This is a genomic window from Heyndrickxia sp. FSL W8-0423, from assembly GCF_038009395.1.
Taxonomy (GTDB): Bacteria; Bacillota; Bacilli; order Bacillales; family Bacillaceae_C; genus Heyndrickxia; species Heyndrickxia sporothermodurans.
Window position 1 is genome coordinate 3,513,810 of the sequence record NZ_JBBPBE010000001.1, and the last position, 13,239, is coordinate 3,527,048.

Sequence of the window (13,239 nt, forward strand, 5' to 3'; positions counted from 1 at the left end):
AATGATGAATGGCTGGAGTAAGAAAAAAACCTTTCCCGGTTACCAGGAAAGGTAATTATATATAGTATAGGGAGTCTAGTTTATTCTTCTTCTTGTTCGTCAAGGAATGTATTTAACATTTCCTCAATCATGTCCCATTCTTCATCCGTTTCAATTGGTTGAAGGTCGCCTTCTTCTCCATCTTCTTTTTGGATAAATGAAGATGCGTGAATTTCAATTTCTTCATTTTCATCTTCTTCTGCACCTACCGGGAAGTATAGGACATAAGATTTTCCAAATTCTTCTGATTCAAATGTAAATAATACTTCAAAAAGCTGTTCATTTCCATCTTCATCAATTACTGTAATATGTTTTTCACCATGTTCCATCTTTTCACCTCATTAATTTTGACTATCAAGATAACCTTGTAAGATCATACTGGCAGCCATTTTATCAATAACTTTTTTACGTTTTTTTCGGCTTACATCAGCTTCTAATAGAACCCTTTCGGCCGCCATTGTACTTAATCGCTCGTCCCACATAATAACAGGCAGATTTAGAAGTACCTTTAACTTCTCCGCATATGCTTTTGAAGCTTCTCCTCGCGGACCAATAGTATTATTCATATTTTTAGGAAAGCCGACGACGATTTTTTGTACTTCATAAAGTTTAACAATTTCCGCTACACGTTCGAATCCAAATTTTTCTTTTTCCTCATCAATCGAAATGGTTTCAATTCCTTGTGCTGTCCATCCAAGCTCATCACTAACGGCCACTCCGACTGTTTTAGATCCAACATCAAGACCCATAACTCGCAAATTAATATCCCCCACGATGCTGTTTCAAATAAGATTTCACCAACACTTCAATGATTTCATCGCGTTCTAACTTTCGGATGATGTTACGTGCATCCTGATGGCGAGGAATATATGCAGGATCACCAGATAGAAGGTAACCGACGATTTGATTAATCGGATTATAACCTTTTTCTTGTAATGCTTCAAATACTTGTAACAATACTTCTTTCACATCATGCTCTAAAGGTTCTTCCGAAAAATTAAATCGCATCGTTTTGTCAAAAGAGCTCATTATACAGCACCTCTCTTTAACCGCTTGTCCTAAATAAAAACAAGCATTATTTTACTTAGTACCTATTCAAAAGCTCACCCAATAGCATTCTCGCTCAAAAAACCTCCATATAAATATTTATACGCAAATCTTCTTTAAACAAGAAAAAATCGGCAGTATAAATAAAATGTTGTCGATCATAGGAGGAAGGAAAAAAGGATAGTTCTATCATTTTTTCCTTCAAGGCACTATTTCCTATCTTTATTGTACAACACTTTTTGCTTGAATCAAATGGATTTTACCCAATCACCTACAAATTCAAGCGCAGAATCTAGTTTGTCAGGATCTTTCCCACCAGCTTGAGCCATATCCGGACGGCCACCACCACCGCCACCGCAACGTGATGCGACTTCTTTTACTAGTTTTCCCGCATGATATCCTTTTTCAATTAAATCTTTTGTGACACCAGCGATAATATTTACTTTATCATCTTGCACAGAACCTAGAACAACAATACCTGATTCTATTTTTTGTTTCAAATCATCGACCATATTCCGTAGATTATTCATATCTACACCTTGAACTTTGCTTGCGAGTACGTTTACCCCATTCACACTAAACTTGTTATCGATTAAGCTCCCTGCTTCAATATTCGATAATTTAGCAGATAGTGATTCGTTTTCTCTTTGTAAATCTTTAAGCTCCTGTAATAAATTGTCGATTCTAGTTACTAGATCCTTTGGATTTGCTTTTAGTTTAGCTGCAGCCTCATTTAAACGATGGATTTGTTCATTCATTAAATGATATGCTGCTTCCCCAGTCACTGCTTCAATTCGTCTAGTACCTGCGCCAATTCCACTTTCTGAAACGATTTTAAAAATTCCAATCGATGATGTATTTTGAACGTGGCAACCTCCACATAGCTCTAAACTATAATCGCCCATTGAAACGACACGAACGACTTGACCATATTTTTCACCGAATAACGCCATAGCACCCATCGCTTTTGCTTCTTCTAAATTTTTATTTTGAATTACTACTGGAATACTAGCCCAAATTTTTTCGTTTACAATTTCTTCGATCTTCTCTAGCTCCTCAGAAGTAATTTGACCGAAATGTGAGAAGTCGAAACGAAGTCTATTCGGTTCAACTAATGAACCAGCCTGATTGACATGTGTCCCTAATACATCCTTTAATGCTTGATGAAGCAGATGCGTAGCTGAGTGATTTTTAATGGTTTTATTTCGGCTTGCTGCATTAACGATTGCTTCCACTTCTTGACCTGTAGTTAAAGTACCTTCTTTAATAATTCCTCGTTGTAAGTGTTGGCCATTCGGTGCTTTTTGAACATCGGAAACAATTACTAGAAGCCCATCAGCTTCCAATTTCCCTTCATCAGCTATTTGACCGCCGCTTTCTGCGTAGAAAGGGGTTTCTTCAAGGATAAATTGAATTTCATCTCCCGTAGCTGCTTGATCAATTAATGCGCCATCCTTAATGATAACCGATACTTTCGTTGTTTTTGTTAACGTATCATAGCCAACAAATTCACTTTTTTCTTTAATATCTCCTAATATACCGCCTTGAACCTGCATTGATCCGACATCTTGTCTTGCATTACGTGCACGCTCCCGTTGGTTTTCCATTTCTCTTTCAAAGCCTTCGAGATCAATTTTCAAACCTTGGTCCTCAGCATATTCTTCGGTAAGTTCTACTGGGAAACCATACGTATCATATAAACGGAAAACATCTTCACCGGAGATTTTACCTGTTCCTTCTGCTTTTGCTTTCTCCATAACCGATGAAAGAATAGCTAAACCTTCGTGCAATGTTTCATGGAAACGTTCTTCTTCATTTTTCACTACTTTTTGAATGAATTCTGTATTTTCTTTTACTTGAGGGTAAAAATCTACCATAATTCCTGCTACGACAGGAACTAATTTATACATAAATGGTTCGTTAATATTGATCGTTTTTGCATATCTTACTGCCCTGCGCAGTAGTCTACGTAAAACATAGCCACGCCCTTCGTTTGATGGCAATGCCCCATCGCTTACAGCAAATGAAACGGTTCGGATATGGTCTGCAATCACTTTAAAGGCTACGTCCTTTTCAGTATCAACGCGGTATTTTTCTCCTGAAAGCTTTTCTGTTTCATGAATTATTGGCATAAACAAATCTGTATCAAAATTTGTTGGCACTTCTTGAATAACAGACGCCATTCGTTCTAATCCCATACCTGTATCAATATTTTTCTTTGGTAATGGAGTATATGTTCCGTCAGGGTTATGATTAAACTGAGAGAAAACAAGGTTCCATACTTCTAAATATCTTTCATTTTCGCCACCGGGATATAATTCAGGGTCATTTTCATCGTCACCAAACTCTGGTCCACGGTCATAGAAAATCTCTGTATTTGGTCCACTTGGCCCTTCTCCGATATCCCAAAAGTTTTCTTCTAAGCGAATAATTCTTTCTTCTGGCAGTCCAATTTTTTTATTCCATAATTCATGTGCTTCGTCATCCTCGGGATGAATCGTAACGGAAAGCTTTTCCGGTTCAAAGCCAATCCATTTTGGGCTAGTAAGAAATTCCCAAGCCCATTCTATTGCTTCTTCTTTAAAATAATCTCCAATTGAAAAGTTTCCGAGCATTTCAAAGAATGTATGGTGTCTTGCTGTTTTTCCTACGTTTTCGATATCATTTGTGCGAATTGCCTTTTGAGCATTCGTTATACGTGGATTTTCTGGAATGACCCGTCCATCAAAATATTTTTTTAATGTTGCTACCCCACTATTGATCCATAGTAGTGATGGGTCATCATGTGGTACAAGTGAAGCACTAGGTTCCACTTTATGTCCTTTTTCTTGGAAAAAGTCTAAAAACATTCGGCGAATTTGTGCGCCTGTTAATTTTTTCATATTAAAACCTCCATATGTATTTTTGAGAAAGGCAGTTTTAGTAAAGTTTGTTGTTTTTGGGAATCTACAATGAACCGTTCCTTTCCGCTACAGGTACTCGCTTTCCGCGGGGCTGGCGATGAGCCTCCTCGTCGCTTCGCTTCCTGCGGGGTCTCATCTGTCCAGCTGAACCCGCAGGAGTCTCGTACCTTCCGCTCCAATCCACTCTGTGCGTTTAATATTGTTAAAAGCTACAATATTATAGAAATGAATCTTGAGAAATAAAAAAAGCCTCCATCCCTGGACAGGGACGAGAGACTTACTCGCGGTACCACCCTGATTAAAGATAACGAATGTATGTTATCTTTCTCTTGGGTGCCTATAACGGGGCAAGACGGCAGTTTTTACCTGCACTCCAGATTAGCTTTCTGTTATCCTTCATCTAGAATTTCTTTCAGCCGCGGAAATTCCTCTCTTTTGAGTAATTCAACTCTCAGATGGACTATAACATACTTGATCCTTCAACATTTTCATTGTTTATCCTTTATAGTCGAATTATAAAAAACTTTATTATGCTTTGTCAATCTTGTGAATGAATATTTACTGAAATATAGTTTTTTACTTGTATTAAAATAACTTTTAGTATGGCTAAGGAAGGGACAGCAATAATTAGTCCGATAACTCCCCCTATTTCACCTCCGATTGTCAGTGCAAGAATAATAAATAACGGATGCATATGCAAGGACTTGCCAACGATCAAAGGGGATAATATATTTCCTTCAAGAAATTGTAATACTACAATTACGATAAGAACATAAATTAAATATTTTACTGACATGGTGGCTGCGATTATAGCTACAGGAACTGCACCAATAATTGGGCCAAAGTAAGGGATAATATCCGTAATTCCAACAATTAAACCTAGTAGTATGGGATATTTTACTCCGATTAACCAAAATGCAATGGTAGAAATGGTTCCAACTAATAAGCAAACGAGAAGTTGACCCCTTATATATCCACCGATTGATTCATCAACATCTTTCACCATTAGTTTCGCCTGGTTGCGCCATCTCTTTGGAGTAAAATACCATGCTGTCTGTTTAACTTTCTCTATATCTTTCAGTAAATAAAATGAGATGAATGGAATAATTGCCAATATAAATATGAAGTTGACAATTTTCATTAACGCGTTTATTGCTTTTGAAAGAAAACTACTTAACCATGATTCAAATTTATCGATTCTCTGCTCAATCTGATCTTGAATTCCGTCGGGCCATCTCGATGTTGAATCATGTAGATTTTCAATCCACGTACGGTATTGATTCGCAAATTCCGGAATATGGTCTGATAAATCTTTAATTTGTTCAATCAAAATAGGGATGCCTAAATAGATCAAATATCCAGTGCCGCCAAAAAAAACGATATATATAATAAAAGTTGCCAATCCCCTATGTATACCAAGCTCATGCAGTTTTTCTACAAGAGGATGTAATAAGTACGTAAAGAAAGCGGCGATAAGTAAAGGGATAAATGCAGATAAAAAAATTTTTAGTATGGGCATCCAAAATGGTTTTAAAAGAAGACAAAAATACAAAATGATCATTAATAATAGTATAATGCCAAGATTAAAAATCCAATTCCAACGGGGTTTTCGCAACATCCATCCCTCCTTTTTCTAGTATTCGAGTTATGATGGTTTTTATCCAAAAAAAAGCTATCCCACAATGGGATAGCTTTCATTTAACGAAATGCTTTACGTATACGTTTCGTCATTTTTTTCATTTGTTTATTATCGAAATATCCTTGTCGTTGAGAGATTGCTGTTGCTGCTATCCCTGCTCCGAAGCCTAGCAAGGAGACGAATGTTTTATTCAAAACAATGCACCCCTTCCATTTAACTTAATCTTCGCGACTCTTCATCAAATAAATCATCTAATGAACTTAATGTTCCATCTTCCTCTACTTGATGGGTAAAAATCATATCTTTTCCAATTGAAAGTTCAATGAAGCAGTTCCAGCAATAATATTGGTTGATGCCAATTTTACCAAGATCTTTACTTTGGCAATTCGGGCATTTCATCATAGGTTTCGCCACCTTGCGTTTGATTTATCGAAACGATGATGGCATCTTTTCCAACCTTAGGCGGCCCATCTGTATGGACAACTTTCTTTCCTTCCAGTATATCTGTAAAGAAGCCATCTGTTAGTTCGTACCCTATGATAGTGCCCATTTCTTCCGAAAAATATACGTCCTCAAGCAACCCTAGCTGATCACCACTACGTGAGATCGCTAATTTTTTTAATAGTGGTTTTGAATGACATAATGTATATTCTTCATCTATTGCCTTGTATTTTTCAAGCTTGGTGTCTTTTCGTAAAATGATCCCTTGCTGCCCAAAATTATCTACTTTAGAAATAGGCAAGCGATATAGCGTGTTAAATAAACTTTTCGACTTAATTAGCAGACAGTTTATTTTCCCTTTATCGGAAATACCTAAATCGCAAACCTCTCCCTTTTTTTGGCCCTCTGTGCTATATACAGGTATTCCTTTTAAAAGAGACAATGTTCTCAAAAAGCACCCCCACCTTTTTCGAACATTTATAGTGTCTGTTATTTACATGAAATCATAAGGTGTAACGTTTTCCATTCCGATCATTGGATCGATTTCCATGATTGTTTCATTTGATAATTCGACTATTTTTTCCGCATTAGTCACTTCTGCTAAAATTTTTAATTTATCATAGAGATTTGTTTTTCTTAATTGGTCATCTACTCGTTCTATCCCTAATCGAAAAGCTTCTTGCTCCCCACAAATAATTAATGATTGTTTACTTCTTGTGATCGCCGTATATAGTAAATTTCTTCGGAGCATTCGGTAATAACTTTTTACAACAGGTAAAATAACAATTGGAAATTCACTTCCTTGTGACTTATGGATTGAACAACAATATGCATGGGTAAATTGATGAAAATCCTGTCTCGTATAGGTGACTTCTATTCCGTCAAAGGATATGAGTATCAAGTCTTGTTTTTCAGTATTTTCTTTCGCGTAAAAAATTGATATGATTTCGCCAATATCACCATTGAAAACATGTTGTTCTGGTTGATTTACAAGCTGTAATACTTTATCTCCAATTCGATATTTTATATCGCCGAAACTTAATTCCTTTCTCTCCCCCGTCTTATTTGGGTTGAATATTTCCTGCAATAAAACATTCAAACGATCGATACCGGCAGCACCTCTATACATAGGTGCCAGTACTTGAACATCCTTCTGTGTATATCCTTTTCTTTTTGCACTAGAAACAATCTTTTCAATTACTTCCGGAATTTGCTGGGTGGTGCATCGGATGAATGACCGATCCTTTTGTTGTTTTGTTACGTCTTGAGGGATACGTCCATTTTTAATGTCATGCGCTAATTCGATGATCGATGAACCGCCTTCCTGACGATAAATATCTGTTAATTGCACCGTTGGGATCACTTTTGACCGTAATAAATCTTTTAACACTTGACCAGGTCCAACAGATGGAAGTTGATCTTCATCTCCAACGAAGATGACTTGGATTTGTTCCGGCATTGCTTTTAGTAACTGATGAGCGAGCCATGTATCGACCATCGACATTTCATCGACGATAACAATTTTTCCATTAATTTGCTTGTCCTCATCGACATCAACATCTTCCTGTCCAGTCATACCGAGGAGGCGGTGGATTGTCATTGCCGGTAACCCTGTAGACTCAGACATTCTTTTCGCCGCCCTACCCGTAGGAGCGGTTAAAATAATCGGAAAAGGATTTTCTTTACTATAATCTTTCGGATCTAAAGAACAACCATTCAGCTCTGCATACAATTCAACAATTCCTTTGATTACCGTTGTTTTCCCGGTTCCCGGTCCGCCAGTTAAGAGCATCATTGGAGACATTAATGCGGTTTGAATCGCCTCTTTTTGAGAAGGGGCATATTGAACACCGATTCGATCTTCAAGCTCCCCTAACGCAAGTAAAAATTCCGATTCGGGAAATTGGTCCTTATAATCCTCCTGAGCTAAAATACGTTGAATATTTGATACAATCCCTTTTTCTGAAAAATATAAGGAAGGAATATAAACTTTATTGTTTTCAACCACAATTTTGCTTTCTTCACCAAGTTTTATAATCTCATTAGAAATATCCGAGTATTCAATGGAAATTGGCTGTGATTCCTCTAACAATAATTTCACTTTCGGCAAAAGTTCTTTTGATTCCATATATACATGTCCATTTTGTAAACATTCTACCTCTAGCGTGTACATACAACCCGCTTTTATTCGATCTGGATGATTCCCAACAATGCCTAATTGCTTCCCTATTTCATCGGCACGGCCAAAACCAATGCCTTCTACTGATTCAACTAATTGATACGGATTTTTTTGAATGATATCTAATGCCTGTTCCTGATATACTTGATAAATTTTCATTGAAATTTGTGGTCCAAATCCCAATTGATTTAAACCAATCATGACCCGTTCTAGCCCTTGATGTTCAATTAATTTGTCATATAATGTTTTTGCCTTATCAGGTGGTAATTTAGGAATGGTATCAAGCAAGGATGGCTGATCCAAAATTTTGCTTATTGCATTTTCTCCTAAGGCGTCAACAATCCGTTCCGCCGTTTTTTTTCCGATACCGCTAAACATTTCACTCGATAAGTATGTGATAATGCCTTGCTTCGTTTGCGGGATTTCTTTTTTAAAATGCTTTGCTTGAAATTGAGGTCCGAACTTAGGATGTTCTTGCATATCCCCATAAAAAATATAGGTTTCCTGCTCATGTATTTTAGGGAAATGTCCAGTAATGACTGCCTCTTTCTCATCTGTTTCTAAATTGGTTTCATCAATTCTTATTCGTATAACCGAATATAAATTTTGTTCATTGTGAAAAATCGTAACAAGATGCCGTCCTTTTACATATTTCTCGTCATTTTCAAATAAATTAAGCGTATTTTGTTGCTCCAACATGAGCCCCCCTTATAAAGCGGGATATTATTCGTCCGTTTCCCTCATTTTTTCAATCATTTTTATCCCATATCCTGATAATACATGATCTGGTTGTATGTTTATTGCTTTATTAAAAAACTCTTCCGCCTTCACTGGATCCTCTTTATACCCTAAATAAGCTACACCTAAATTGTAATATGCATCTGCATGCTGCGAATCTTGATTCACCACTATTGTAAATTGATGAATGGCTTCATCATACACTTCTGACTGTGCTAGCACTAGTGCATATTGAAATCTCGCTTCGATATCGTCTGCATTTAGTTCAACACTTCTCTGTAAGTACGGTAAGGCCAACTTCGGGTTTCCCAGCTGTACAAAACACATTCCGATCATGAAATAAATATCATTATTATTTAATCCTTTGTTCTTTGCCTTTTCGAAGTAATTGACTGCTAATTCATATTGTTCTTGTTCATAATATAAATTACCTAAGCAATAATAAGCAGCGGATGCTTGTTCATCCAATTCAATGGCTTTTTCAAAAAATTTCACAGCACGTTCTATTTCCTTGACTGCAACTAAAACATTCCCAAAATTTATATAAGCTACAGGATCGGTCGGATTTTCTTCAATCGCCTCTGAGAAATATTTAATGGCTTCTTCAAACTTGCCTTCTTGTAAACATTCGATACCCTTTTTGTTTTTATCCAAAGTATGACACCTCAAAAACTCAATTATTTTCTATCGAAATTATAACATAAGTTCTTCCCTTTTTAGCTGTAAAGTAAAAACCTCATCCCTTAAATATATGGGATGAGGCACTTTACTTAGCCAACATACATTAGTTGCTCATTATTTTTGAAGACTTTATCGATTGTTGCTCCTCCTAAACAAACTTCTCCATCGTAAAAGACGACTGCTTGTCCAGGTGTGACCGCACGAATCGGCTCATCAAAAATAACTTCTACTTCGTTATTGTCCAAAACTCTAACAGTTACTTTGTTATCCGGCTGGCGATAACGAAATTTAGCCGTACATGTAAATTCACTTTTGATTTCGTGATTGGACACCCAACTCGTATTCACAGCAGTGATGGAATTAGAGTAAAGGGAGTCGTGATTAAATCCTTGTTCAACAAATAAGACATTTTCTTTTAAATCTTTACCAACGACAAACCAAGGTTCACCGGATCCTCCAATCCCTAATCCATGTCGTTGACCAATCGTATAATACATAAGGCCATCGTGCTCACCCATCTTTTTACCTGATAATGTTTTCATTATCCCTTTTTGAGCCGGCAAATAATTGCTGAGAAATTCTTTAAAATTTCTTTCGCCAATAAAGCAAATGCCTGTACTGTCTTTTTTCTTTGCAGTGGCAAGTCCAGCTTCAAGTGCTATTTCTCTAACACGCTTTTTATCTATATCTCCTATTGGGAACATAACTTTTTCCAACTGTTCATGGGTCAGCTGATTTAAAAAATATGTTTGATCCTTATTCTCATCAATCCCACGCAACATTTTGTATTCTCCATCTTGAAAGGCAACTCTAGCATAGTGACCTGTTGCTAAATAATCTGCCCCAAGATTCATGGCATGCTCCAAAAAGGCTTTAAATTTAATTTCTTTATTACACATTACATCAGGATTTGGTGTACGTCCTGCTTTATATTCATCAAGAAAATAAGTAAATACTTTATCCCAATATTGTTTTTCGAAATTAACTGCATAATATGGGATTCCAATTTGATTACAAACACGAATGACATCATTATAGTCTTCGGTAGCTGTGCATACACCAAATTCATCTGTATCATCCCAATTTTTCATAAAAATACCGATGACATCATAGCCTTGCTCTTTTAATAAAAGAGCAGCAACAGATGAATCCACACCACCCGACATCCCAACGACGACTCTCGTATCTTGAGGTGCTTTCTTCATATATTTCCCTACTTTCTATTTGCCTTGTTCAATCGTTGAACAATTTTTGCGACTTCATTCGCAGCTTTTTCAATTTCTTGACTCGTATTATTTAAACCAAAACTAAATCGAATCGAATTTCTTAATCGCTTCGACTCTTTTCCAAACATTGCGACAAGAACATGTGATGGTTCAATTGAGCCTGCTGTACATGCAGAACCGCTTGAAGCGGCTATGCCTGCTATATCTAAATTAACGAGCATCGCTTCTACATCAGTACCAGGAAAGCTTAAATTTAATACATGTGGAAGTGAGTGATGATCAGTAAACCCATTAATATGAAAATCAACATGTTGTGCCGTTAATATATTTAAAAATTTCATTTTAAAATCTTGATATCGTTTCTGTTTTTCTTCCATTTGTTCTTGAGCTATTTTTACAGCTTCTGCAAATCCTACAATGGAGCTAATATTCTCTGTACCTGCACGACGTTTCAGTTCCTGTTCCCCACCGTAAAAACGATTGACAATTCTTGTGCCTGCTTTTATATAAAGAAAACCAATTCCTTTTGGCCCATTAATTTTATGGGAGGATACAGATAATAAATCAACGTTCAATTCATGAACATTTAACTTTACTACTCCGTATGCTTGCACAGCATCTGTATGGAAATAAGCTTGATGATCTTTTAATAGAAGACCGATTTCATGAATAGGCTGGATCGTGCCTACTTCATTGTTTCCGTACATGATCGTTACTAGGATCGTATCCTCACGAAGAGCAGCTTTCACATCTTCGACAGAAACTTGCCCATTTTCGTTTACATCTAGGTAAGTTACGTCATATCCATGTTTTTCAAGATACTCACATGTATGAAGCACTGCATGATGTTCAATATTTGACGTAATAATATGCTTTCCTTTTTCTTTCATTGCCTCAGCAATCCCTAAAATCGCAAAATTATCCGCTTCTGTTCCACCACTAGTAAACACGATTTCATTAAAATGTGCGCCAATGCTCCCAGCAATAATCGTTCTCGCTTCATCAAGTAAAGCTCTTGCTTCTCGCCCATAAGAATGAATACTTGATGGGTTTCCAAATGACTGGTTTAGCACATTAATCATTGTATCGATCACTTTCGGATGAACGGGAGATGTTGCCGAGTGATCGAGATAAATTCGTTCCATTTTTTTCACCTCTAAAGATGGTCAATTCTTACAAAAATTTCTTCTAAATATAAAACATGTAAGAATCCGTTTCTCCATCGTCTTTGTAATTTACAAGGTCTTCAATCGTTGTGTTATCTAATACATCCTTTACAGCATCACGAATTTTTATCCAAAGTGAACGTTTAACTGGTTCTTCATCTTCAATTCCTTCAACCGGACTGATTGGTCCTTCTAAAACTCGAATGATATCACCTGCTGTAATTTTGGCTGGCTCTGAAGCAAGTGTATAGCCACCATATGCTCCTCTGACACTTTTAACGAGACCTGCATTTCTTAAAGGAGCAATTAATTGTTCTAAATAATGCTCCGACAAATCATGCATTTGGGCAATGGTTTTCAAAGATGTTGGTCCTTCCCCAAATCTTTTTCCTAGTTCAATCATAATTGTTAGTCCGTAACGACCCTTTGTTGAAATTTTCATAGACTTGCACCTCGATTTATTTCTTCTTTTCTTTTTTCAAATTTTTTAAGGAATTTATCTGTGAGCGTTTGACATAGCGGCAATGCAATCCCAACAAGTGTTCCGATCGTTAGTACAAAAATAATTGTACCGATAAATACGGGTCCCCCACATAACCAGCCAATAATTAGGACGATTGCTTCCATTCCTCGACGTACGTGGGAAATTTTCCAGCCCGTTTTCGAAGTAACAGCTAGCATAAAGCTGTCTCGGGGACCTGCACCTAATTGAGCAGAAATATAAATTCCCATTCCAATTGCATTAATAATAATTCCTAATATAAGGACAATAATTTTTTCAAGTAGTGAAGTAAACTCAACATTTGATAAAAAATGTAAAAATATATCCATAAACGAGCCTAACAAGAGCATATTTAAATAGGCTCCAATTTTTGGGATTTTACGCATGATGGCTGCTGAAATGCCTAAAACAAAAAATCCGACAATGATTGACCAAGAACCAATTGTCAGTCCGATTTGTTTATATAGACCGATGTGTAATACGTCCCAAGGAGTCACTCCAAGATCTGCAATAATTAATAAATCCAAACCAAATGCCATAATGAGCAAACCTAGACAAAAAATAAAAAAGCGAAATACTAATTGATGATTATTATTCAATATACGTTCCTCCACTTTCTTATTTATAAATGGCTCTTGACATTATAGCATATTTGGAAGACGAAATGAATGAAAGCAT

At 36.5% G+C, this 13,239-nt stretch carries 14 protein-coding genes; all 14 read right to left on the reverse strand.

Going from position 1 to position 13,239, the window contains the following annotated elements:
- Positions 1–80: 80 nt before the first annotated feature.
- Complete coding sequence (locus MKY81_RS18045; RefSeq protein WP_066227342.1) at positions 81–368, reverse strand: DUF1292 domain-containing protein; 288 nt, start codon at positions 366–368, stop codon at positions 81–83.
- 12 nt (positions 369–380) lie between these two features.
- Positions 381–797 (reverse strand): Holliday junction resolvase RuvX, encoded by a 417-nt coding sequence (ruvX, locus tag MKY81_RS18050; protein ID WP_341118444.1) that lies wholly within the window; start codon positions 795–797, stop codon positions 381–383.
- 1 nt (position 798) lies between these two features.
- Positions 799–1,068, reverse strand: coding sequence for an IreB family regulatory phosphoprotein (locus tag MKY81_RS18055; RefSeq protein ID WP_066227338.1), 270 nt, complete (start codon positions 1,066–1,068; stop codon positions 799–801).
- Positions 1,069–1,334: 266 nt separating this feature from the next.
- A complete protein-coding gene (gene alaS, locus MKY81_RS18060; RefSeq protein ID WP_066227335.1) occupies positions 1,335–3,968 on the reverse strand; it encodes an alanine--tRNA ligase in 2,634 nt (877 codons plus the stop codon).
- 559 nt (positions 3,969–4,527) lie between these two features.
- Positions 4,528–5,604 carry an AI-2E family transporter gene (locus MKY81_RS18065; RefSeq protein ID WP_341118802.1) on the reverse strand — a complete coding sequence of 359 codons (1,077 nt, stop codon included), beginning with the start codon at positions 5,602–5,604 and terminating at the stop codon, positions 4,528–4,530.
- 83 nt (positions 5,605–5,687) lie between these two features.
- The gene (locus MKY81_RS18070; protein ID WP_107920069.1) at positions 5,688–5,822 is read right to left on the reverse strand and encodes a YrzQ family protein; all 135 of its coding nucleotides are present in this window, start codon (positions 5,820–5,822) and stop codon (positions 5,688–5,690) included.
- A 19-nt stretch (positions 5,823–5,841) separates the two neighbouring features.
- The gene (locus MKY81_RS18075; protein WP_066227329.1) at positions 5,842–6,030 is read right to left on the reverse strand and encodes a hypothetical protein; all 189 of its coding nucleotides are present in this window, start codon (positions 6,028–6,030) and stop codon (positions 5,842–5,844) included.
- Positions 6,002–6,520: a PRC-barrel domain-containing protein gene (locus MKY81_RS18080; protein WP_066227325.1), complete on the reverse strand. Its 519-nt coding sequence runs from the start codon at positions 6,518–6,520 to the stop codon at positions 6,002–6,004. Before MKY81_RS18080 ends, MKY81_RS18075 begins: the two co-directional genes overlap by 29 nt.
- A 42-nt stretch (positions 6,521–6,562) precedes the next feature.
- Positions 6,563–8,947, reverse strand: a complete 2,385-nt coding sequence (gene recD2 / locus MKY81_RS18085; protein ID WP_066227321.1) for an SF1B family DNA helicase RecD2 — start codon at positions 8,945–8,947, stop codon at positions 6,563–6,565.
- A gap of 24 nt (positions 8,948–8,971) precedes the next feature.
- Complete coding sequence (locus tag MKY81_RS18090) at positions 8,972–9,640, reverse strand: tetratricopeptide repeat protein (RefSeq protein ID WP_066227318.1); 669 nt, start codon at positions 9,638–9,640, stop codon at positions 8,972–8,974.
- A gap of 116 nt (positions 9,641–9,756) precedes the next feature.
- Positions 9,757–10,872 carry a tRNA 2-thiouridine(34) synthase MnmA gene (gene mnmA, locus MKY81_RS18095; RefSeq protein WP_066227314.1) on the reverse strand — a complete coding sequence of 372 codons (1,116 nt, stop codon included), beginning with the start codon at positions 10,870–10,872 and terminating at the stop codon, positions 9,757–9,759.
- Positions 10,873–10,880: 8 nt separating this feature from the next.
- Positions 10,881–12,038 (reverse strand): cysteine desulfurase family protein, encoded by a 1,158-nt coding sequence (locus tag MKY81_RS18100; RefSeq protein WP_108070413.1) that lies wholly within the window; start codon positions 12,036–12,038, stop codon positions 10,881–10,883.
- A gap of 43 nt (positions 12,039–12,081) precedes the next feature.
- A complete protein-coding gene (gene cymR, locus MKY81_RS18105) occupies positions 12,082–12,501 on the reverse strand; it encodes a cysteine metabolism transcriptional regulator CymR (RefSeq protein WP_066227309.1) in 420 nt (139 codons plus the stop codon).
- Positions 12,498–13,160, reverse strand: coding sequence for a YczE/YyaS/YitT family protein (locus MKY81_RS18110; RefSeq protein WP_213087490.1), 663 nt, complete (start codon positions 13,158–13,160; stop codon positions 12,498–12,500). The genes cymR and MKY81_RS18110 overlap by 4 nt, the downstream gene beginning before the upstream one ends.
- Between the last annotated feature and the right edge of the window lie 79 nt (positions 13,161–13,239).